The 22,108-nt window shown below is 70.7% G+C and carries 14 protein-coding genes; 9 read left to right on the forward strand and 5 right to left on the reverse strand.

The features are described from left to right. Positions 1–24 precede the first annotated feature (24 nt). The 4 genes from BKK81_RS30125 to BKK81_RS30140 all read right to left on the reverse strand — a co-directional run bounded on the left by BKK81_RS30125 (position 25) and on the right by BKK81_RS30140 (position 4,967). Positions 25–1,329: a URC4/urg3 family protein gene (locus BKK81_RS30125; protein WP_071020592.1), complete on the reverse strand. Its 1,305-nt coding sequence runs from the start codon at positions 1,327–1,329 to the stop codon at positions 25–27. Next, positions 1,326–2,564: a GTP cyclohydrolase II gene (locus BKK81_RS30130; protein WP_071020595.1), complete on the reverse strand. Its 1,239-nt coding sequence runs from the start codon at positions 2,562–2,564 to the stop codon at positions 1,326–1,328. Before BKK81_RS30130 ends, BKK81_RS30125 begins: the two co-directional genes overlap by 4 nt. Positions 2,565–2,827: 263 nt before the next feature. After that, positions 2,828–3,904 carry an acyltransferase family protein gene (locus BKK81_RS30135; RefSeq protein ID WP_071020598.1) on the reverse strand — a complete coding sequence of 359 codons (1,077 nt, stop codon included), beginning with the start codon at positions 3,902–3,904 and terminating at the stop codon, positions 2,828–2,830. Positions 3,905–4,103: 199 nt separating this feature from the next. Further along, positions 4,104–4,967, reverse strand: coding sequence for a transcriptional regulator (locus BKK81_RS30140; protein ID WP_071020600.1), 864 nt, complete (start codon positions 4,965–4,967; stop codon positions 4,104–4,106). Between the two features lie 698 nt (positions 4,968–5,665). Between BKK81_RS30140 and BKK81_RS30145 the strand changes: the two genes are divergently transcribed. Then, positions 5,666–6,511, forward strand: a complete 846-nt coding sequence (locus tag BKK81_RS30145) for an EAL domain-containing protein (protein ID WP_197523999.1) — start codon at positions 5,666–5,668, stop codon at positions 6,509–6,511. Positions 6,512–6,538: 27 nt separating this feature from the next. On the opposite strand, the gene BKK81_RS30150 is transcribed toward BKK81_RS30145, so the two are convergent. Then, positions 6,539–7,030 carry an Rrf2 family transcriptional regulator gene (locus BKK81_RS30150; protein WP_071020606.1) on the reverse strand — a complete coding sequence of 164 codons (492 nt, stop codon included), beginning with the start codon at positions 7,028–7,030 and terminating at the stop codon, positions 6,539–6,541. Positions 7,031–7,365: 335 nt separating this feature from the next. Between BKK81_RS30150 and bcsD the strand changes: the two genes are divergently transcribed. The 8 genes from bcsD (at position 7,366) to BKK81_RS30190 (ending at position 22,035) form a co-directional block, all read left to right on the forward strand. After that, complete coding sequence (bcsD, locus tag BKK81_RS30155; protein WP_083384558.1) at positions 7,366–7,821, forward strand: cellulose biosynthesis protein BcsD; 456 nt, start codon at positions 7,366–7,368, stop codon at positions 7,819–7,821. 77 nt (positions 7,822–7,898) lie between these two features. Then, entirely contained in the window at positions 7,899–8,624 is a 726-nt protein-coding gene (bcsP, locus tag BKK81_RS30160) for a cellulose biosynthesis protein BcsP (protein ID WP_071020613.1), read from the forward strand. Then, positions 8,621–9,397 (forward strand): cellulose biosynthesis protein BcsQ, encoded by a 777-nt coding sequence (bcsQ, locus tag BKK81_RS30165; protein ID WP_071020616.1) that lies wholly within the window; start codon positions 8,621–8,623, stop codon positions 9,395–9,397. The genes bcsP and bcsQ overlap by 4 nt, the downstream gene beginning before the upstream one ends. After that, positions 9,394–11,622, forward strand: coding sequence for a UDP-forming cellulose synthase catalytic subunit (gene bcsA, locus BKK81_RS30170; RefSeq protein ID WP_083384560.1), 2,229 nt, complete (start codon positions 9,394–9,396; stop codon positions 11,620–11,622). Before bcsQ ends, bcsA begins: the two co-directional genes overlap by 4 nt. A 67-nt stretch (positions 11,623–11,689) precedes the next feature. Beyond that, positions 11,690–14,026: a cellulose biosynthesis cyclic di-GMP-binding regulatory protein BcsB gene (gene bcsB, locus BKK81_RS30175; RefSeq protein ID WP_071020618.1), complete on the forward strand. Its 2,337-nt coding sequence runs from the start codon at positions 11,690–11,692 to the stop codon at positions 14,024–14,026. Continuing rightward, entirely contained in the window at positions 14,026–15,321 is a 1,296-nt protein-coding gene (locus BKK81_RS30180) for an endoglucanase (RefSeq protein ID WP_071020621.1), read from the forward strand. Before bcsB ends, BKK81_RS30180 begins: the two co-directional genes overlap by 1 nt. Beyond that, positions 15,297–19,661, forward strand: a complete 4,365-nt coding sequence (locus BKK81_RS30185; protein WP_231908142.1) for a cellulose biosynthesis protein BcsC — start codon at positions 15,297–15,299, stop codon at positions 19,659–19,661. Before BKK81_RS30180 ends, BKK81_RS30185 begins: the two co-directional genes overlap by 25 nt. 283 nt (positions 19,662–19,944) lie before the next feature. Then, complete coding sequence (locus tag BKK81_RS30190; protein ID WP_071020627.1) at positions 19,945–22,035, forward strand: ParB/Srx family N-terminal domain-containing protein; 2,091 nt, start codon at positions 19,945–19,947, stop codon at positions 22,033–22,035. Positions 22,036–22,108: the final 73 nt, after the last annotated feature.

A 22,108-nucleotide genomic window follows, 5' to 3' on the forward strand; every position in this document is an offset into this window, starting at 1 on the left:
CCGCCCGCCTGCCGCGCGCCCGCGTCAGAACACCGTACCGTCGCTGATCATGGAGAACGGCGGCGGGCCCCCAGGCCGCCGCTGGGCGGCGATGCGCCGGCCAGCCGCCCAGGTGCCACCCTCCAGCACGCGCGCCAGCGGGAAGGCCTCGGCCGACAGCCCGAGCGCATCGCGCACGCTCTGCGCCACCAGGTCGAGGCCCGACACGGTCAAGGCCCGCCATTCGACGATGGCCGGCTCGCCTACCGTGTGGGCGTGCCCGGCGAAGCCCGGGTCACGCGGCACCATCAGCGCGAAGTCGTAGAGCAGGCCGCCGTTGCGGTACTCCGGCAGGCCGGTCAGCGCGTCCAGGCCGGTCACCGTCAGCCCGCCATCCTCCAGCGGTTCCAGCATCGAGTAGGTCAGCCACTGCGTGAGCTTGTGCAGCGGGACCAGGCCGCCGGCGGCGGCGGCGTGCCGCCAGCAGTCTCCCAGCGGCACGCCATCCAGCACCATGCGCCCCGGCCACACCGGCCCCAGGGCCACCAGCAAGGTACGCAGCACGAAGCCGGCTTCGATGCGGCCATCGCTGGCATGCGCCCGCAGGTAGTCGAACAGGTTGCCGAGCCGGGCCGGCGCGCCGAACACGGCCGGCGTGGCCTGCGCCACCTCGCCCAGGCGCCGCAGCAGGCCGGCGCGGCCGTCCAGGCCGACCAGCGGATTATGCTGCGCGACCTGGAAGGCGCTGGCGATGGAGGAGACGTCGATGCGCATCAGCCGCTCGGCATCGGCGCGCAGCGGGTCGCCCAGCGCGGCGGAGAAGCCGCCGCGGGCGAACAGGTCGAAGCTGGCCACGCCGAGTCCCTCCGAGCGGCTCAGCATCTGGTCGCTGGCGGAATCCCGGTAGCGCCAGTCTGGCCCGGCGCCGGCGTCGAGCAGCACGCTGGGAATCACCAGGTCGATGCCGATGCGGGCGCGCTCCTCGCGCTGCTCCGGCCCGTTCAGGCCGGCGCGCTCGCACAGCATGCGCCAGCGGTCGACGGTCTCGCCGGGCCCGCCGGCCTCGAAATGGCGCCAGCGGCTATGGTAGGGCACGACCAGGTCCGGATAGCGGCGCCGGATGGTCGCGCTCACGTAGTCCGCGATTTCCGGCACCCGTTCCGGGTGCCAGCTGAACAGCGCCGACTCCCCGGAGGCAACGAAACGCGTCACTTCGGCACAATGCTTGCGCACGGCCCGCGCGCTCAGCAGCGCTGCCGCGAGATGCCCCTCCGGCAGCGGACAGAGCCAGCCGCTCCCTGCGTCCGCACCGCCGGCCCCCGCCAGATCCCCTTCCGGAAAAGCGTTCATTCTTCCAACCCCCTGCCCTTGGCCAGCGCCAGTTCGCTGGCATCGGGCGGCGTATACCGCGTGAAATAGCCGGCCGCCACCTTCGCGTCGATCTCCACCCTGGCATCGGCCGGGATCAATTCTTCCGGTATCGGCACCTGCTCCACCACCTCGATGCCCTGTGCCACCAGCGCACCGTGCTTCATATTGCTCATCGAGGCCCAGCGGTCGATGCGGCGGATGCCCAGCCAGTGGAACACGTCGGGCATCAGTTCCTGGAAGCGCATGTCCTGCACGCCCGCCACGCATTCGGTGCGGGCGAAATAGGTTTCCGCGCGGTCGCCGCCGGCCTGCCGCTTGCGCGCGTTGTAGACCAGGAACTTGGTGACCTCGCCCAATGCACGCCCTTCCTTGCGGTTATAGACCACCAGCCCGACTCCGCCCTGCTGCGCCATCTCGATGCAGACCTCGATGCCGTGAGCCAGGTAGGGGCGGCAGGTGCAGATGTCGGAGCCGAACACGTCCGAGCCGTTGCATTCGTCATGCACGCGGCACGCCACGCGCGTGCCGGGATCGCCGAGCCGCTCCAGGTCGCCGAAGAAATAGAGCGTCATGCCACCGATCGGCGGCAGGAAAACCTTCAGGTCCGGCCGCGTCACCAGCTCCGGGAACATGCCGCTGGTCTGCTCGAACAGATTGCGCCGCAGCACGCTTTCCTTGATGCCGAAACGGCGCGCCAGTCCGGGCAGGTGCCAGACCGGATCGATGGCGGCCTTGGTCACGCGCACGTCGCCGTTCGCGAACAGGATGCTGCCATCCGGCTTGAGCCGCCCCGCGGCGATCGCCGCCACCAGCTCCGGCATATTGATGTGGGCGCGCGTGATGGCGATGGTGGGACGTACGTCGATGCCGGCCGCGATGCGCTCGGCGAAGGCCGTCGCAACCAGGTGGCCCCAGGGATCGAGCGAGACGATCTTGTCCGGGTCGCTCCATTGCGGATGCGGTCCGACCGGCACCGCGGGCGCGGTGTCGGTGAAATCGGGCCGGTGGTCGCGCTGCAGCGCTCCGGACGCCACCGCGAGCGCGCGATAGACGGCATAGGCACCGCCATGGGTCCCGATCACGTTGCGGTGCGCCGGATTGGTCAGGCTCGCGATCACAGGCCCGCGCTCCGTGGCGGTCGGCGCCCCCCAGCAGATCGGCTCGGCGGGCTTGCCGCGACGGGCGTGCGAAGTCAGGACGATGTGGTCGGACATGACGGCCTCGGTAAGGAAATCCTGACCAAATGGTCAGGTTTACGCTTCCATACTAGGCAACCTTCGTGCCATCTCCCAACCTCGATTTCAGCCCTGTGTGAGGCGCAGCACACGCCATCCGCGCACCACCGAGGTGCAGGACGGGCCACGGCCGGACGGCCGGCGGGCATCAGGCGCGGTGCACGGCACCATGAGAAAGCGGCACCCGATGGGTGCCGCTCGCACGATCGACCCTGTGCGCCCCGTGCGCCCCGTGCCGCCGGTCAGGCCGCATGGCCGCTGCGCCAGAGCATCCAACGCGCGCGCAACAGCCCGGTCAGGCCGGCGGCCTCGACATAGCGATGGAACAGCGCCCCGGCAACGTTGCTGGCCGCCCACGCCAGCACCATGCCGCAGGCATTGGCCAGCGGCCGCCCAGGCAGGAAATGGAAGAACAAGGCGTTGACCACCAGGCAGACCGGGAAGTGGACCAGGAATACCGAGTAGGAGACGCGCCCGCACCAGGCCAGCAGCGCCCCGCCCTGCCATTGCTCCAGCCAACCCTGGCGCCGCACCACGCCGAGCAGCAAGGCCACCACCAGCGCCAGGGCGATGCGCAGGCGGAAGTCCACCGCCAGCGCCAGCAGGGCCACCGCCCCTAGCAGCAGCAGGGGCAGCGCCGGGCGCCCGGGGCTGGACGCCCAGTAGGCCAGCGTACCCAGCCCGTAGGCGCCAAAGAAGTAGACCGCCCAGACGTCCCAGGCGGCATCGCGGTTGAACCAGAACAGCGAGGCCAGCGCCATCGCCACGACCAGGACGATGCCGAAGCCGCGCGCACCGGCGCCGATGGTGCGGGCCGCCCACAGCAGCGCCAGCAGCAGCGCGAACAGTTGCATGTCGATGGCCACGTACCAGACGCCGGCCGACAGCGCGTCCACGTCGAGCAGGCTGTGCATCAGCAACACGTGGGCGATGAACTGGCGCAGGTGCGGCGCCGCGGGAATCGAATCGTGGTGCATCCAGTGGCGCGCCACCGCCGCCCCGGCGATGGCCAGCACGATGGCCACGCTATAGGGCACCACGAGCTTCTGGTAGCGCCGCCACAAGGCGGCCAGCGGGCGCTGTACCAGCAGCTCGCCGCCCGGCGCCAGGCTGCGCGCGGCGAGGAAGCCGCTGACCACCAGGAAGACCTGCACCGCGATGCGGGCGTATTGGGAGAGCCAGTCGAGCACGCCGGGCGCAAGCACGTGCGCCGCATCGGACATCGGACCGTAGAAGGCGAGATGATGCAGAACAATCAGCTGCGAACTGACCGCCTTGAGTGCATCGATGCACGCCAAGCGCGAAGAACGGGGGCTCATTGTCATGTTATAGGGGGGACTGCCGGAAGAGCGAAGGCAGCGATTTTACTCCCAAGCCTGCCACCCCGCCAGTGGCAAGCGCCGTCCCGTGCACATCGTGCGCGCCAGCTAGGCCCGGCGCAGCGCGGGCGCGATCACGGTTGCCGCCCTGGCGACCGGGTCGGCGGCGGCCTGCCGCGCGTGCCGCCGCCCGGGAGGCTCAGGCCGCCCGCAGCGCTCCGAGCCAGCTCGACTCCGGCAGCCGGCGCTGCGGCGACACCGCCGCGGCCCGGCCGCAGTGCCCACCGCAGCGCGCGAAGTCGGCCTGCTCCAGCCACGGCGCGATGAAGGCGCCCAAGGCATCCAGCAGCACGTCGGAGGTCATGCCGGCGGCGCCCGCCAGCGCCGCGCACATGATCCAGGTGGTGTTGTCGTGCTCGACCATGTAGAGCGTCTTGGCCTGGTCGGCCGGCTGCAGCACGTGCTCGCTCGCGTGCACGTGCCCGAGACCGAATGCCTGCACGAAATCTTCCCGGTGCCGCTCGCCGAAGCAGACCACCAGCTTGGGCTTCCAGCGCCGGCGGGTGTCGGCGACGAAGCGGAAGCGCCCGCCGTTGCGGCACAGGTCCAGGTAGCGCCGCTTGGGCACCAGAGCCGGCTGGCCGCGGAATGCCTGCGACCAGGGCACCGAACCGATATGGTTGGCCGGCAGCGGAAACAGGCTCATCTTGAACTCGGCCCCGCCCGGCGCGAACAGGTGCGTATCGAAATAGTGCTGCCAGTCGCATTCACTCTGCGGCCGACGGAACACTTCGGCGCGAGCGGACGCCATGATGCGTGCGATCTTCTGGTGGGACTGCCAGCGCTGCATCACATCGTGATGGCGCGCGCGGAAGTCGCTGTCCCAGGCGGTCGGCTCGGCGCGCGGCACCAGCGGCGCAGCCAGGGCTTCGGCCCAGGTATGCGGCGTGGCATCGCAGAACCAGACCGGGGCAGCCGGATCGCCACCTTCCATGCCGACGTAGGACGCAAAGTAGGCGTCGAGCTGCTCCGCCGTGAACACAGTCTTGTCCCGTGCTTCCATGACGTTGTTTCTCCCCGTAGATTGCTGCCGCAGCCGCTTGCGCCGGCTCCGGCCTCCTTCCCAAAACCAGGCGGCGGCGCCCGGCACGTGGCCTGCGGCAGCCGCCCCCCACAAGGACACGGGCGCAGGCGCCCGTGCCCGGCGTTCCCGGCGGACTTGATTGCATCCGTCCGGCCGCCATCCGTCTTGACGACGTTTCACTCCCGTTGCATTGGTCGACGCGTTGGAACGCGTACTCTTTGTGCCTGCTCGGTACCGGCATGGTGTGCAATCGCTGTGCCATCGGCGCCTGCGTCGCCGCGCGGGACGGCGCAAAAACCGGCTTGCCACCCGCAAAGCCTTGTGGGGACTGGGTTTCCGGCCTATCGGGAAATCACGTGGAGGTCCGCCGTGGCGCGCGCCGGGAGGGCCGCTGAAGGAGGAGTGTTACGTTACGTGCGACGTAACACGTAACGTTTTCGCAACGGATCGAGGAACTGCCGCAAGCGAGCCGCCGCCGTGGAGCGGCGCGGCCCCGGCGCCGCGATACCGATGCGCGGCGGCGCACGCGACGGCAACCCGCCTGGCAGCAGGCAAAGGCCCGCCACCGGCGCGCGGCCAGCGACCGCGGGCGGCAGGCTTGGCATGGACATTGCCTTATTCGTCACTGGAGAAACTCTGTGGCGCTGGATACCATGCCCCGCCAAGGCCGGAACCCTGTGAACACGATCGGCACGCCGAGCCCGGACCCCCGTCCCCGCAGCAACACCCGCCCCGCCACCACGGCGCTTGCGGCCGGAAGCCAGGCCTTGCTGCGCGACCTGCCACACGCCGCGCGGCGCGGCGAGCTGCGCGCCTTCTTCCAGCCCAAGCTGGACACCGCGACCGGACAACTGGTCGGCGCGGAAGCACTGGCGCGCTGGCAGCACCCCCGCTTCGGACTGCTGCTGCCCGATACGTTCATCCCCCTGGCCGAGCGCAGCGGCCACATCGAGTCGATCGGGCACTGGATGGTCGACGAGGTCTGCCGGCAACTGGCGGCCTGGGATGCCGAGGGCCTTCCCACGCCCGAGGTCGCCGTCAACGTTTCCCTGCGCGAGTTGCGCAATGCGGACCTGCTGCCGCAGATCGGGCATTGCCTGCGGCGCCACGGTATCGGCCCGCATCGCCTGCTGCTGGAATTCACCGAGTCGACCGCGATGCACGATCCGCAGTACATCGCCGATGTGCTGGCCCGGCTGCGCACCGCCGGGCTGCGGGTGGCGCTGGATGATTTCGGCACCGGCCACTCCAGCCTGGCGCGCCTGCATGCGCTGGCGGCACACGAGCTCAAGCTGGACCGCAGTTTCGTGACACCGCTCGACGCTCAGGAGCCCAAGACCTGCGCCATCGTCGCCGCGGTGGTCGCGCTGGCCCGCGCATTGGACATGCAGGTGGTCGCCGAGGGCGTGGAAACGCCGGCGCAACTGGAGATGCTGCGCAAGCTGGGATGCCGCCAGGTACAGGGTTTCCTGTTCTCGCAGCCGCTTCCCGCCGCGGCTTTCGCCAGCGGCTGGCTGCACTAGACAGAATGGATTGACCTGCCGCCCCGTTCAGGGCTCGCCGCCAGGCATGCGCCGCGCCGGCCTGGCAGGCAGGGGCACGGACACGCCCGCCCCGGACAGCAAGCGCACCAATGGCGCCGGACGGGCGACCAGGTCTTGCAGGGTATAGCGGTCCAGCACATCGAAATAGGCCAGCAAGGCATCGGCCAGCACGCCGCGCAAACCGCAGACCTGGGTGATCACGCAGGCGCTCTCGCCGGACTGGAAGCACTCGACCAGGCCGAAATCCGGCTCCGTGGCACGGATCACATCCCCGATCCGGATCTGCGCGGCAGGCCGCCCGAGCCGGATGCCCCCCGCGCGCCCGCGCACGGTGTGCAGGAAACCGGCCTGCCCGAGTCGCTGGACGATCTTGATCAGGTGGTTCTTCGGAATGGAAAAGGCGTCCGCGACCTGCTGGATGGTCACCAGCCCGTCCGGGTGGACCGCCACGAAGATCAGCGTGCGCAGGCTGTAGTCAGTGTAGTCCGTGAGTCTCATGGGATCGGGGCAAGACAGCGACGAGCCAGTCTAACATCGCTTCTGGATGCATCTTATCGCCCTCTGGCCCGGCTTCGGAGATAATCCGCACACCCTGCCTGGGAGTATCGGAGGCCCGCCCGACAAGGGACCGGACAAGCGCCGAAGGGGCGCGATCCTATCAGAGCAATCCGGCGGTTTTCCTCACCATTTCGGGGGGTTGTTGTGAGAAAGGGACAATGTTACCCATCGGAATAAAGTGCGGTCAAAGCAATTGCTTCGGTACCGTAAAAGGCATGAAAATGTAACAGGAAATCAATAACAGCGATCTGCAGATCAAAATAGGAAATTACGGGGTGACTTTGTCCACGCTTCAATATCTGACGGAACGTCATTGCTCCTCGCAATGGCGTGATGTGCTTGGCGCTTTTGCATCCGAGCTGGCCGATACGCTGGATGTCGCGAGCCTGCGCGAACTGATGCGCCGGGTCGGCGCGCGGTTCGCCGAGCGCTTCGACCTGGGCCGCTGCGACACCGTCGCCGACCTGGAGCAGGCCCTCACGCAGGTGTGGTTGCGCATCGACTGGGGCTGGACCCGGATCGAGGACAACGGCGAAACGCTGACCATCCACCACCATTGCGCCCCGCTCAGGACGGCGCTTGGCGAGTCGGCCGATGCGTGGTCACCGGGCTTCCTCGAAGGCGCCTACCAGCATTGGTTCCGCGTCCTCGGCTCCTCCGACGCATTGGCCCTGACGCAGGTGACGCAGATCGACGCCACTGGCACAGTCGCCTTCCGTTTCGGGCGCTGAATGGACCGGGCCTCCGGCGGCGGCGCCCGGCACGAGCTTGCCGCGCCGCACCGGAATCTATCGACCAGCCAAAGACCATGAGCCAGTCCGACGACCTGACAAAATTGTTCAAGCGGTTCGGTGGCGACACCACCTCCTACCGCGAAATCGTCCGCAGCGAGGGTGCGCAGCAAGCACGCGCGCGCTGGCCGCTGCTGTCTGCCGTCCAGGCGGATCGGCCCGACGAAGTGCCGCCGGTATCCCCCGGCGAGCTGGCGGGCGCCATGCTGCGGCAGCCGCCGGCGCCGGCGCCGGCGCCGGCGCAGCCGGAGTTGCCTCCGGCACCCACCCCCCAGGCACCACTGCCGCCCTCCCACTTCGCCCCGACGCGGCCGCCGCTGCCGGTGCGCACGGCCGGCCTGCCGCCGGCCGGTGCGCCATTGCTGCAGCCCATGCCGGCAATTCCGGCAGCGCCCGCGGCACCGGTCGCCCACCCGGGCCTGCAAGGCATGCCGGCGTCCAGCGCCGCACAGCCCACACAGCCCGCCGCCCCCTCGGCAACCCCGGCAGCGGCCAGGCTGACGCTCAAGCAAAGGCTGGCTGGCGCAACCGTGCCGCCGCCGCCCGCGCCGGCGCGGGCCTATGTCGCGCCCCCGGCCCAGTTCGCCTCCGCCGTGGCCGCCGCATCGGCCAATGCCGCCAGCCAGGCGTCCGGCACCGAGCTCACCCGGGTGTTCGCGCGCCTGGAAGGCCGCAGCGCGGATCCGGACGCCGAGCGGGCACAGTTGCGCCGCTCCCTTCTCGACCGGTTGAAGCGCCCATGAAGGTCGTCGCTGTAGTGTCGGCCAAGGGGGGCGTCGGCAAGACCACCCTTTCCGCCAATCTCGCCCAGGCCCTGGCACAGGTGGGCCAACGCGTGTTCGCCATCGACCTCGACCCGCAGAACGCGCTGCGCCTGCATTTCGGCATGCCGCCCGAGCTGATCGACGGCCATGCGCGTGCCACGCTGGCCGGCCAGCCCTGGCACGAAAGCGTGTTCCGGGGCCGCTCGACGGTGCAGGTGCTGCCCTTCGGCGCGCTCAACGAAGCGGACCGCTCGAGCTTCGAGCAGCGGCTTGCCGGCGAGCCCGCCTGGCTGCGTTCGCACCTGGAGCTGCTGGGACTGCCGGGCCGCGACGACGTGGTCATCATCGATACCCCGCCCGGCCCCTCCCCGTATATGCGGCAGGCGCTGTCCTGCGCGCAGGTGTGCGTGGTCGTGACGCTGGCCGACGCGGCCTCGTATGCCACGCTGCCGCTGATGGAAGACCTGATCCAGACCTACTGCGAGGGACGGCCGGACTATCTGGGCCATGCCGTGGTGGTCAACCAGGTCGATGTCAGCCGCCAGCTGGGCAAGGATGTGCTGCAGGTGCTGCGCCAGCAGTTCGGCGACCGCCTGCTGGGCGTGGTCCATCGCGACGAAGCCGTGGCGGAAGCGCTGGCCTTCGACCGCAGCGTATTGGAATACAACCCCAACAGCCAGGCCACCCAGGACCTGCTGCGCTGCGCCGGCTGGCTGCGCCAGGCGCTGGGCCTGCACGGAGTCGAAGCATGAAGCGCCAGCCCTCCCCTCCCGCAGCCGCCACCGCGGCACCCCGCGCCGGCTGGTTCGATCGCCTGTCCTCGCGCGTGCGGGGCTTCGGCAACACCTTTGTCGGCCTGCCGCTGTGGAACCACCCGGGAGCACGCGTGGCTGCCCTTGTGGTCGCGCTGTTCCTGTTCCTGCTGGTGGTGACGGTGCCGCTGGACTTCTGGCAGCAGGTCGGCTTCGCCGCCGCCTGTTTCGCCATGGCGGTGTGGCTGAACCGGATCCACGGGCGGCTGGCTACGCTGATCCTGGTGGTACTGTCCATGTCGGCGTCCAGCCGCTACATGTACTGGCGCCTGACCGAGACGATGAGCTTCACCAACTGGACCGACGTCGCCTTCGGCACCGGCCTGGTACTGGCCGAGCTGTATGCCTTCGCGGTGCTGATGCTGGGCTATTTCCAGACCGCCTGGCCGCTCAAGCGCAAACCGGTGCCGATGCCCGATGACACCTCGACCTGGCCGACGGTGGACGTCTTCATCCCGACCTACAACGAGCCGCTCTCGGTGGTGAAGCCGACCGTGTTCGCCGCCATGTCGCTCGACTGGCCCGCCGACAAGATCCGCGTGTTCGTGCTGGACGACGGCCGCCGCGAGGAATTCCGCGCCTTCTGCGAGAAGGTCGGCGTCGCGCACCTGACCCGCGACAACAACCGCCACGCCAAGGCGGGCAATATCAATGAGGCGCTCAAGAAGACCGACGGCGAGTTCGTCGCCATCTTTGACTGCGACCACATCCCGACGCGCTCCTTCCTGCAGATCTGCACCGGCTGGTTCCTCAAGGACCGCAAGCTCGCCATGCTGCAGACGCCCCACTATTTCTTCTCGCCGGCCCCGTTCGAGAAGAACCTGCGCACCTTCCAGCAGGTGCCCAACGAGGGTGAGCTGTTCTACGGCCTGGTCCAGGACGGCAACGACTTGTGGGATGCCACATTCTTCTGCGGCTCGTGCGCCATCATCCGGCGCGCCCCGCTGCTCGAAGTGGGCGGCATCGCCGTGGAGACGGTGACCGAGGATGCCCACACCGCGCTCAAGCTGCACCGCAAGGGGTATGGCACCGCCTACCTGGCCATTCCCCAGGCGGCCGGCCTGGCCACCGAAAGCCTGTCGGGCCATGTGGGCCAGCGCATCCGCTGGGCGCGCGGCATGGCGCAGATCTGCCGGCTGGACAACCCGCTGTTCGGTCCCGGGCTGTCGCTGCCGCAGCGCCTGTGCTACCTGAACGCGATGCTGCACTTCTTCTACGGGCTGCCGCGCCTGGTCTTCCTCACCGCGCCGCTGGCCTACCTGCTGTTCGGCGCGCACGTGATCCAGGCCTCGGCGCTGACCATCGCCATCTTCGCGCTGCCCCACCTGCTGCACGCCAATATGACCAACTCGCGCGTGCAGGGCCAGTTCCGCCATTCCTTCTGGAACGAGGTCTACGAGTCGGTGCTGGCCTGGTACATCATGCGCCCGACCCTGGTCGCCTTCCTCAACCCCGCCGCGGGCAAGTTCAACGTGACACCGAAGGGCGGCGTGATCGAGGAAGCCTACTTCGACTGGGAAATCTCGCGCCCCTACCTCATCATGCTGCTGCTGAACCTGCTGGGGCTGGCGGTGGGCGTGATGCGCCTGTTCGTCTGGCAGGAGGTCGAGACCACCACGGTGGTGCTGAACCTGATCTGGACGGTGTACAACCTGATCATCCTGGGCGCTTCGATCGCGGTGGCCACCGAGACGCGCCAGATCCGCGAATCGCACCGCGTGGCGATGCGCCTGCCGGCCGCGCTGCGCCTGGCCGACGGCAATACCATCGTCTGCGAGACCAGCGACTTCGCCGAAGGCGGCCTCGGCCTCAAGCTGCCGCCCGGCTGCGAGCTGAAGAAGGGCGACGCGGTCACCGTGTCGCTCTACCTGCAGGAGGACGAGCATGCCTTCACCGGCAAGGTGGTGTTCCACGGGCGCAGCCATACCGGCCTCGCGCTCGACGAGATGACGCCGCGCCAGGAGATGGAATTCGTGCAGTGCACGTTCGCCCGCGCCGACGCCTGGATCGACTCATGGGGCCGCAAGCGCCCCGACGCGCCGCGGCTGGCGGCACGGCAGATCATGCGCATCGGCGTGATGGGATTCCAGAACGTGATGTTCCACCTCGGTCGGGAGATGCGCCGCTTGCTGCGCCGGCCCGCACCGCAGGCGCGCGCGCGCTGACGGCCCCGGCCCGCCGCGGCCGGCCCCCAAAAACAACGGAATTCAGGAACAAGAAGAGACAGCCTTGATGACGATTCGACGCCCATCCGACGCGCACGCGCAACGACGCGCGCGGCCCGCCCGCCTGAGCGCCTTGCTGGCACTGGCCCTGCTGGCCGCGGCCCCTGCCGGCGCCCAGCGCCAGGCCGCCACCGTGCCCGCCGCCTCGCGCCAATCGCCGCTCCCGGCCGATGGCACGGCCCAGCCCGCGGGGCCGCGCGCCGGCACGCAACAGGTCAATTTCACCCTGAAGCAGCTGGGCGCGGACAACCCCTTCCAGCTGCGCGGCGTCGACGGCGTCAACGGCGTGCCCTTCTCGGTGCGCGCCGACCAGGTGGTCACCGGCGCCCGCCTCAAGCTGCGCTACACCTATTCCCCGGCGCTGATCCCCGCGCTGTCGCATATCAACGTGATCGTCAACGGCGAAGTCGCCGCGGCGCTGCCGGTGCCCAAGGAACAGGCGGGCACGACGATCGAGCGCGAGATCACCATCGAGCCGCAGCTGATCACCGAGTTCAACCGGCTCAACCTGCAGTTGATCGGCCACTACACCACCGACTGCGAGGACCCCTTCCACAGCAGCCTGTGGGCCACCGTCAGCAATGCCAGCGTGCTGGAACTGACGGTCACCTCGCTGGGCATGGCCAATGACCTGGCGCTGCTGCCGCTGCCTTTCTTCGACCGGCGTGACGTGCGCCGGCTGACCTTGCCCTTCGTCTTCGCCGGCGCGCCATCGACCACCACGCTGGAAGCCGCCGGCGCGGTGTCCTCGTGGTTCGGCGCCCTGGCCGGCTATCGCGGTGCTTCTTTCCCGGCGGCACTGAACCAGGTGCCCGCCAGCGGCAACGCGGTGGTCTTCGCCACCGCCGACGAACGCCCCGCCGGCGTCGCACTGCCGCCGGTGTCGGGCCCGACGGTGGCCATCGTGCCCAATCCGGGCGATGCGAACGGCAAGCTGCTGCTGGTGATGGGCCGCGACAGCGCCGAGCTGAAGAAAGCCGCCCAGGGGCTGGCGCTGGGCGCGCGCGCGCTGTCCGGCAGCACCGCCACGATCACCCAGATCGACCAGATCGCCCCGCGCCAGCCCTATGACGCGCCCAACTGGCTGCGCACCGACCGCCCGGTGCGCTTCGGCGAACTGGCCAACACGCGCGACCTGAACGTTTCCGGCTACAACCCGGACCTGGTGCGCGTCAACCTGCGGCTGCCGCCCGACCTGTTCGACTGGCGCGGGCACGGCGTGCCGATCGAGCTGAAGTACCGTTACACGCCGCGCCCGGTGCTGGACAAGTCCACGCTCAACGTCAACGTCGGCGGCCGCTTCCTGCGCGCCTTCCCGCTGCGCGCCGTCAAGGACCAGCAGGGCCGCGTCACGCAGCTGCTGGAGCGCGCGCTGCCCGACGGCTCGATCCCCGAAACGGCCAATATCAAGCTGCCGCTGTTCCAGCTGCCGGCGCAGACACAGCTGCAGTTCCACTACTACTACGACTATCTCAAGCAGGGCGCCTGCAAGGACGTGCTGATCGACAACGTCAAGGGCGCCATCGATCCGGACTCGACCATCGACGTATCCGGCCTGCCGCACTTCATCGCCCTGCCCGACCTCGCTGTGTTCGGCAACAGCGGCTTCCCCTTCACGCGCCTGGCCGATCTCTCCGAGACGGCCGTGGTGCTGCCGGACAAGCCCGGCGCCGAGGACTATACCGCCTACCTGACCCTGCTCGGCCGCATGGGCGAGTCGACCGGCTACCCCGCCACCGGCGTGACCGTGACAGGTGCCGCCCAGGTGCAGAGCGTGGCCTCGCGCGACCTGCTGGTGGTAGGCACGCCGCAGAACCAGCCGCTGCTCAGCCGCTGGGCCGACAGCATGCCGGTCGGGTTGGGCGCCAACGAAGGGCGCTTCACGCTGACCTCGGTCTACTCGACGCTGCTGGACTGGTGGAACGGCGCCGAGCTGTCGCGCGACCGGCGCGTCGCCGCGCGCCTGTCGGTCAGCGCCAGCGGTACCCAGGCGGCGCTGGCCGGCTTCGAATCGCCGCTGCAGAGCGGCCGCAGCGTGGTCGCCGTGATCGGCAACACGCCGCAGGGGCTGCAGGCGATGACCGATGCCCTGCTGACGCCGGAACAGCTCGCCCAGGTGCAAGGCAGCCTGGCGGTGCTGCGCGGCAAGACCATCGACAGCCTGGCGGCGCAGCAGAACTATTACGTCGGCCGCCTGCCGCCGTGGACCTATGCACACTGGTGGCTGTCCAAGCGGCCCTACGCGCTGGTGCTGATGATCGGGCTGGCGGCCCTGCTGCTGGGCGCCATGCTGTACCTGACGCTGCGCGCACGTGCCGCCATGCGGCATGGAGGCAAGGGCTGATGCGGCACGCTGCGTTCGCCTCGCGGCGGCGCCTGCTCGGCTGGCTGGGCTCGCTCGGCGCCGCGCCGCTGCTCGGCGCGCTGCCGCGGCCGGCGCAGGCTGCCGCTCAGGTTGCCCCCCAGGCCTGCGACTGGCCGCTGTACCGCCAGTTCCTCGCCCGCCTGGTGCAGGACGACGGCCGCGTCATCGATCCGTCCACGCCCGAGCAGCACAGCACCTCGGAGGGGCAGTCCTACGGCATGGTGTTCGCACTGATCGCCAACGACCGCGCCACCTTCGACCGCCTGTGGCAATGGAGCGTGGCCAACCTGGGCGCCGGCGATCTCGCCACCAGGCTGCCGGCCTGGCGCTGGGGCCGCCGCAGCGACGGCTCCTGGGGCGTGATCGATGCCAACTCCGCCTCCGACGCCGACCTGTGGTTCGCCTACGCGCTGCTGGAAGGCGCGCGCCTGTGGAAACAACCCCGCTACGCCACGGCCGCGCGCGCCCTGCTCAAGCAGGTGGCGGCGCAGGAGGTCGGCAGCCTGCCCGGCTTCGGCACCATGCTGCTGCCGGGACCGCAAGGCTTCATGACAGGCGGCCCGAAGCCGGCGGACAAGGCCGAAGCTGCCTCGGCCGCGAAGGATGACGGCAAGGGCGGCGCCAGGAGCGACGCCAAGAGCGACGCACCGCGCCAGTGGCGCCTCAATGCCAGCTACCTGCCGGTGCCGGTGCTGAGGCGCCTGGCTGCCGCCGACGGTGCCGGGCCATGGGCCACGCTGGCCGTGCAGGCCGGGCGCTTCATCACGGCGGTGGCCCGGCAGGGCATCGTGCCCGACTGGTCCGCCTATGCCAGCCCGGGCGGCTTCGGCACCGATGCGGTCAAGGGCGACGTCAGCAGCTACGACGCCATCCGCGTCTACCTGTGGTCCGGCATGACACCGCGCGCCGACGCGGCCGGCCGTGCCATCCGGCAGGCTCTGGCGCCCCACGCCCAGCGCATGGCCGGGCTCGCCGCGCCGCCCGAGCGCATGCACGCCGACAGCGGCGCGCTCGAGGGCGAGGGCCCGCTCGGCTTCTCCGCGGCGCTGCTGCCCTTCCTGGCCGCGGCCGGCTCGTCCGGCCTGGCAGCGCAGCGCAGCCGTGCCCAGGGACTGGCCGACCCGGTGCACCAGCAGCGCGCGCCGGCAACCTATTACGACACCGTGCTCGGACTGTTCGGCCTCGGCTATGACGAAGGCCGCTACCGGTTCGCGCCCTCGGGACAACTAGAACTGCAGTGGGAAAAAGCATGTCGAAGCGCAGCAGCGAAGTGAGGCGGATGAGCAGCCGGCGGCAGGCCGGCGCCGGCACGGCGGGTGGCCAGGCGCGGCCGGCCGCGCGCTCGCTGCTGCTCGGCCTGATGGCCATGTGGAGCGTCAGCGCCGCGGCCCAGGAGGATCCGGTCAAGCTGCTGACCGACCAGGGCAAGTTCTGGCAGGCACGCGGGCGCAGCGACCGCGCCATCGAAGCCTGGCAGAAGATCCTGCGCCTGGACCCGAACCAGCCCGATGCGCTGTACGGCATGGGCGTCGCCGAACTCGAAGCCGGCCGGGCCGACAGCGCGCGCACCTATCTCGACCGGCTGCGCAAGGCCAAGCCGGACTCGCCGCTGGCCGGGCGCCTCGACCAGGCCATCCGCAACGGCGGCAGCGCCGGCACGCGCCAGCAGGTCGAGCAGGCGCGCCAGCTGGCGCGCGCCGGCCAGTCCGAAGAGGCCGTCAAGCGCTACCAGCAGGCTGCCGGCGGCGCCGCGCCGCAAGGCGACCTGGCGCTGGAGTACTACCAGACGCTCGGCGGCACCGCGCAAGGCTGGGAACAGGCGCGCAAGGGCCTGGAGCAACTGGTGCGCGACAACCCCGGCGATGTGCGCGCGCAGCTCGCGCTCGCACAGCACCTGACCTATCGCGAGAACACGCGCCGCGAGGGCATCCGCCAGCTCGAAGCCTTGTCCAAGCGCTCCGACGTCGGCACCCAGGCCAGCGAGAGCTGGCGCCGCGCCCTGACCTGGCTGGGCGGCCGCCCGGCCGACGCACCGCTGTTCCAGACCTGGCTCGCCACCCATCCCGACGACACCGCGGTGCGCGCCAAGCTCGACGCGATCGCGCGCGCGCAGCAGCAGGCGGCCCGCGCCGAAGCGCCGAGCGCCGACCCGGTGCGCAAGGTGGTCCAGGAAGGATTCCGCGCGCTCGACGCCGGCAACCTGGAGGGCGCCGACACGGCCTTCCGCAACGCCCTGTCCCAGCGTCCCGGCGACGCCGACGCGCTCGGCGGCATGGGTGTGCTGCGCCTGAAGCAGGAGAAGTTCGCCGAGGCCGCCGACTTCTTCGAGCAGGCCGAGCGGCGCGGCGCCGGCGCGCGCTACCGCAGCGCGCACAACAGCGCGGACTACTGGATGCTGATGGAGCAGGCCAACGCCGCGCGCGACGCCGGCAACCGCGCCGAGGCCCGCAAGCTGCTGGAGCGCGCCACCAAGCTCGACGCCAACCAGCCGGCGGCCCAGGTGGCGCTGGCCGATGTGCTCGCCACCGATGGCCAGTACGCCGCGGCCGAGGCCGGCTACCGCCGCGTGCTGCGCCAGCAGCCCGACAACCCCGATGCGACGCGCGGCCTGGTCGACGTGCTGGCGGCGCAGAACAAGAACGCCGAAGCCTTGGCCGTGGTGGAGCGGCTGACGCCGCAGCAGCAGGACAAGGTCGGCTCGCTGGGCAAGCTGCGCGCCGAACAGGCGCGTATCCAGGCCCGCGAAGCCCTGGCCCGCGGCGACACGGCGGCCGCGCGCCGTGCCATGGAAGACGCCATGGCGGCCGACCCGACCGACCCCTGGGTGCGGCTCGAAGTGGCACGCGCCTACGTCGCCATGGGCCAGCCCGAGCAGGCGCGCGGGGTCATGGACGGACTGCTGATGTCCAACCCCGACCAGCCCGATGTGCTCTTCGCCAGCGCGCTGCTGGCCGCCGAGACCGGGCGCTGGCAGAGCGGCCTCGATGCGCTGGAGCGCATCCCGCCGCAGAACCGCACGCGCGAGATGGGCAATCTGCAGCGCCGGCTGTGGGTGCACGCCGAAGCCGAGCGTGCCGCCGGCCTGGCCGCCGCCGGCCAGCCGGCCGCGGCGCTGAACGTGCTGCAGCAGGCCGAACGCTATGCCCAGCGCGATGCCGACCAGCTCGGCGCGCTGGCGCTGGCCTATGCCGACGCGGGCGACGAGACCCACGCGCTGATGCTGATGCGCTCCGTGATCGGGCGCACCGCCAAGCCCGATGTCGGCGTGCAACTGCAGTACGCCGCCATCCTGCTCAAGACCAAGCAGGACGTCGAACTGGCCGGCCTGCTGCGCCAGCTCCTCAACGCTCCGATGAACGCGCCGCAGCGGCGCGACTACGACTCGCTGCGCGTGGCCTACATCGTGCGCCAGGCCGACCAGCTGACCGAGGCCAATGACCTGGTGGCGGCCTACGACACGCTGGCGCCGGCGCTGTCCGAACGGCCGGGCGATGCCGCGGTGCGCGGCAGCCTGGCACGCATGTATGCCAAGGCCGGCGAAGGCCAGAAGGCGCTGACGCTGTACGAGGGCCTGATCGAGAAGGACCCGCGCAACCTCGACCTGCTGCTGTCGGCGGTAGGCGCGGCCGGCGCCGCCAAGGAATTCAGCCGCGGCGAAGCCATCCTGCAGATGGCGCTGGCGCAGGCACCCAAGTCGCCGCGCGTGCTGACCGAGGCCGGCCGCTTCTACCGTACCGAAGGCAAGCCGACCAAGGCCATGGATTATTTCCGCGCCGCCGTGGCGGCCGAGAATGCCGCAGCCGCGCAGGCCGGCGCCGCCATGCCGGGCCTGGCGCCGGCGCGCCCCGGCTCGGGCTTCGACCGCGTGCCGGGCAACCCCTTCGTCGGCCTGCCCGGGCAGCGCGGCACCTCGCAGCTGCCGGTACCGGGCTCGAACGCACCCTATGCGCCGATGCCGGCGCCGGTGGCCGCGCAAGCGGTGATGCAGCCAGCCTCGCTGCCGGCTGCACCGCCCGCCTACGCGCAGCAGGGTTACGGCCAGCCCTACATCCCCGTGCCGCAGCAGCAGGCTGCCCAGCAGGCCATGCAGGCACCGGGCGCCTACTACCCGGCCGCTGGCGCCGGCACCCGCGCAACCACAGCGAGCCGCAGCACAGGCAACACACGCAATACGCGTGCCGCCGCGGCGCCGGCTGTGGCGCCGGTTACAGCGGGCTATGCCGCAGGCTATGCGGCCGCTCCCGCCGCGGCGCCGCTGCCGGCCAACGCCTCCCCCGCCCAGGCCTATGCCGCCGCGGTGGCGGCGCCCCAGCCCGTGGCCGTGCCCGCGCGCCAGCCGCTCGGCGCCCAGTCTCGCCTGCCCTGGCTGTCCGACAACGACAGCCAGGAAGCGGACACCAATACGCCGCGCACCGCGCAGCAGGAACTGCAGGACCTCCAGGCGCAGCGCAGCCCGATGCTGGCTGGCGGTCCGATGCTGCGCGGCCGCAGCGGCGACTCCGGCATGAGCCAGATGATGGAGACGCAGGTGGTGGCGGAAGGCAGGATGCCGGCGGGCAACGGCAAGCTGGTGGCGCGCGTGACGCCGGTGACCATCGATGCCGGCTCGGTCGGCACCGACTACAACTCGGCCTACCGCTTCGGCGCCGGCCCGCTGGTGGCGCGCTCCGGCGCCTCGGCCGGCAACCAGAGCGCCTTCGGCGCGGCGGTGGGCGTGGCCTATGAGTCGGAGCGCATCAATGCCGACGTGGGCTCGACCCCGCTGGGCTTCCAGTACGCCGACGTCAATGCCGGCGTCAAGGTCAACCTGCCGGTCACGCAGCGCACCACGCTGTCGCTGGCGGCGTCGCGGCGCCCGGTCACCGACAGCGTGCTGTCCTACTCCGGCGCGCAGGATACCCGTGCCGGCCTGCGCTGGGGCGGCGTGATGAACAGCAGCGGGCGTGCCGACCTGGGCTGGGACGACGGCACCCTGGGCATCTACGGCTACGGCGGCTACGGCCTGCTGACCGGCCACGACGTGGCGCGCAACACCCGCTGGGAAGGTGGCGGCGGTTTCTACATCCGCCTGCTCGACACACCCGAGCAACGCTGGATGGGCGGCATCAACTTCACCTCGATGGGCTATGCCGACAACCTGCGCTACTTCACCTTCGGCCAGGGCGGCTACTTCAGCCCCCAGCGCTATTTCGCCGTGACGCTGCCGATGTCGCTGTCCGGCCGCAGCGGCAAGATCGCGTACCACATCCGCGGCGCGCTCGGCGTGCAGTCCTTCTCCGAGAACGACTCCAACTTCTTCCCGACCAATGCGGCGGCGCAGTCCGCCGCCAACAGCGCCGTGGCCAGCGCCAACGCGGCCGGCCTGACCAACGCCACCAGCGCGGTCTACCCAGGCCAGTCCAAGACCGGCCTGGCGTACAACCTGGTCGGTTCGATGGAGTACCAGGCCAGCCAGCAGATGTACGTCGGCGGCCTGTTCGGCATCGACAATGCGCGCGACTACCGGCAGTGGTACGCCGGCGTCTACCTGCGCTACGCGCTGCAGCGCCAGACCGGCCCGCTGCAGTTCCCGCCGGCGGCGCCGCAATCTGCGGTCGGCCCGCTGCCCTTCTAAGGCAAGGCAGCACCCGGGGCCGCCGGGGCGGGGCACGGGCTGGACCGCGCCCCGCCCCGGCTCGCTTCGCCGAGCCTCTTCCCCTGCCGCATCACCTCGCCTTGCGGTCCGGCGCCGGCACGCCAGCGGCCGCAAGGCGCGCCATACGCCCCCTGCTTGTCCTCTCGACAACGCATTCTGTAACACCACCGTCATCTTCCTGCCATAGATTTGCACACCGTCCGCCTGCATCCGGCGTCACATGCGCCGGCGCGGATCATCGAAAAAAGGAACGGGGAAGAACATGAAGGGGCATTCGAGGACCATCGCCTGCGGCCTGGCGGCCGCGCTGATCGCCGGCTGCGGCGGTGGCGACGACGCTGCGCCGGTCGCCGGCAGCGGCGGCAATGGCGGCAGCAACGGGGGCGGCACGCCCGGCACCAGCACGCCCGCGGCGGTGGCGCCGCTGGCCGGCGGCCAGCTCTATGTGGGCGCGATCGGCTTCGGCGATACGGTTTCGGTCGAACTCGGCCAGCCCGCCGCCGGCAAGCTGACACTGCGCTTCCTCGACTCGCAGTTCGGCCTGGCCGGCAGCCTGGTCGCCGATTACGCGGCCGCCGGCAACGGCTACCGTGCCGGCCAGTTCACGGCCGGTGCCGGCGCGCCCGCCGCGCTGGCCCAGGCCGCCGCCGCGGTCACCTTCACCTTCACCCTGCAGGATGGCGTGCTGTCGGGCGCCCTGGGCCAGGTCCCCAACGTCGCCGCCGGCGACGGCAGCCTGCTGCAAGGCCATCTCAGCGCCGCCAACCGCGGCGCCCAGCTCGCCGACATCGCCGGCACCTACAACTTCCTGCGCCAGGCCGGCACCCTCGCCGCCGCCGGCCAGCTGCGCATCGGCAGCGACGGCGCCGTGCGCTACTGCCCGGGCCAGGCCTATGCCGACGCTTGCAGCGGCGGCGAGAGCGGCAAGCTGGCCGCCGACGCGGACCAGGCGCGCTACCCCGGCGCCTTTGCCCTGTCGCTCTCCGGCAAGGCGGTCGGACGCCTGTTCGTGGCACGCGCCGAAGGCGCCAAGGCAGGACAGGCCACGCTGGTGGTCGACGAAGCCTCGCGCGAGAGCAACGGCACCGCCCGCAACGGCAGCTGGCTGCTGCAAGCCACGCAGGCCTTAGGCACCCAGGCCATCGACGGCGACTGGCTGTGCGCCGAGCCGGAACTCGACAGCGCCGGTGCAACGACCGGCCGCACTGCGCGCAACATCGTCTCCGTCGGCGGCACCACCCTGGCCGCCGACAACCTCGCCGCCGATGTCGCGCTGCGCTACAACGCCGCCGCCGGCGGCAACGCCAATGGCCTGATCGCGGGCAGTTGGCCGCTCACGGTCGACGGGCAGGCCCGGCAAGCTACCCTCGCCCTGCTGCCGGTCAACGCCCGGCTCGCCTACCAGCTGCGCCAGGTCGAGGGCGGCACGCGCCAGCTGATGGGGGTCTGCACGCCGATGCCGGCCGAGGCCGGCAATTCCGCCTACCTTGGTGCCAAGGCCAACGACATCATCAAGGTGACGCTGGGCGACCTGCGCCCGACCCAGCCGGCGATCGGCTACGACCAGATCTACTACAAGCTGGGCCGCTACGCGGCCGACCCCGTCAAGAAATTCGACGACGCCTGCGAGGCCAACGGGCAGAACAAGAGCAAGAGCGCGCCGCTGGCCACCGCCCGCCTGGACGACCTGTCTTCCTTCACCTGCACCAAGGACGTCGGCACCAAGCCCGAGGACATGAAGACGCTGGTGGTGGGCCCCGGCGGCGTGCCCTACCTGACCGATGGCCACCACACCTTCAGCAGCGTGTGGGAAAGCGCGGATGGCGGCAGCAAGGCCAGGATGTGGATCAAGGTGCAGGACAACCTGTCGACCCTGAGCCGCGGCGCCTTCTTCCGCACGCTGCGCGCCCGCAAGCTGGTGTGGCTCAAGGATGCCGACAACCGCGCCATCACGCCGGTCCAGCTGCCGGCCGGCCTGGGCTTCGGCAACGGCCTGGGCAATGACCGCTACCGCTCCCTGGTCTATTTCACGCGCGACATCGGCTACCAGCAGCTGGCGGGCGCCACCGAGTTCACCGAGTTCTACTGGGGCGACTGGCTGCGCCGGCAGGTCAAGCTGTCCGGCTACAACCTGGACGACAACGCCAGCTACCTGTCGGCGGTGCGTGCCGCCGCCACGGCCATGGTGGCGCTGGCGCCGGGCGCGGTGGTCAGCAACGGCAAGACCGCCGCCGAACTGGGCCGGCTCGATGCCTTCAACGAGACCGAGTTCACCGCCCTGTCGCAGCCCGTCGGCAGCGCCAAGCCGGGCAAGCTGCCTTACGCCGTGAGCTATCGTCTCGGCCTGCACTAGCCAGCGCACCGGCGGCCGGCAGGCAGCCGGCAAGCGCGGGCTCCCTCCGCAAGCGGGGCCCGTGCCCCGCCGG

The sequence above is a fragment of the Cupriavidus sp. USMAHM13 genome (assembly GCF_001854285.1).
Taxonomy (GTDB): domain Bacteria; phylum Pseudomonadota; class Gammaproteobacteria; order Burkholderiales; family Burkholderiaceae; genus Cupriavidus; species Cupriavidus malaysiensis.

What these genes read in the sequence shown, in the direction of transcription:
- BKK81_RS30125 (WP_071020592.1), bottom strand. Translation starts at nt 1,329, where the DNA reads ATGAACGCTTTTCCGGAAGGGGATCTGGCGGGGGCCGGCGGTGCGGAC.
- BKK81_RS30130 (WP_071020595.1), bottom strand. Translation starts at nt 2,564, where the DNA reads ATGTCCGACCACATCGTCCTGACTTCGCACGCCCGTCGCGGCAAGCCC.
- BKK81_RS30135 (WP_071020598.1), bottom strand. Translation starts at nt 3,904, where the DNA reads ATGAGCCCCCGTTCTTCGCGCTTGGCGTGCATCGATGCACTCAAGGCG.
- BKK81_RS30140 (WP_071020600.1), bottom strand. Translation starts at nt 4,967, where the DNA reads ATGGAAGCACGGGACAAGACTGTGTTCACGGCGGAGCAGCTCGACGCC.
- BKK81_RS30150 (WP_071020606.1), bottom strand. Translation starts at nt 7,030, where the DNA reads ATGAGACTCACGGACTACACTGACTACAGCCTGCGCACGCTGATCTTC.
- bcsP (WP_071020613.1), top strand. Translation starts at nt 7,899, where the DNA reads ATGAGCCAGTCCGACGACCTGACAAAATTGTTCAAGCGGTTCGGTGGC.
- bcsQ (WP_071020616.1), top strand. Translation starts at nt 8,621, where the DNA reads ATGAAGGTCGTCGCTGTAGTGTCGGCCAAGGGGGGCGTCGGCAAGACC.
- bcsA (WP_083384560.1), top strand. Translation starts at nt 9,394, where the DNA reads ATGAAGCGCCAGCCCTCCCCTCCCGCAGCCGCCACCGCGGCACCCCGC.
- bcsB (WP_071020618.1), top strand. Translation starts at nt 11,690, where the DNA reads ATGACGATTCGACGCCCATCCGACGCGCACGCGCAACGACGCGCGCGG.
- BKK81_RS30180 (WP_071020621.1), top strand. Translation starts at nt 14,026, where the DNA reads ATGCGGCACGCTGCGTTCGCCTCGCGGCGGCGCCTGCTCGGCTGGCTG.
- BKK81_RS30185 (WP_231908142.1), top strand. Translation starts at nt 15,297, where the DNA reads ATGTCGAAGCGCAGCAGCGAAGTGAGGCGGATGAGCAGCCGGCGGCAG.
- BKK81_RS30190 (WP_071020627.1), top strand. Translation starts at nt 19,945, where the DNA reads ATGAAGGGGCATTCGAGGACCATCGCCTGCGGCCTGGCGGCCGCGCTG.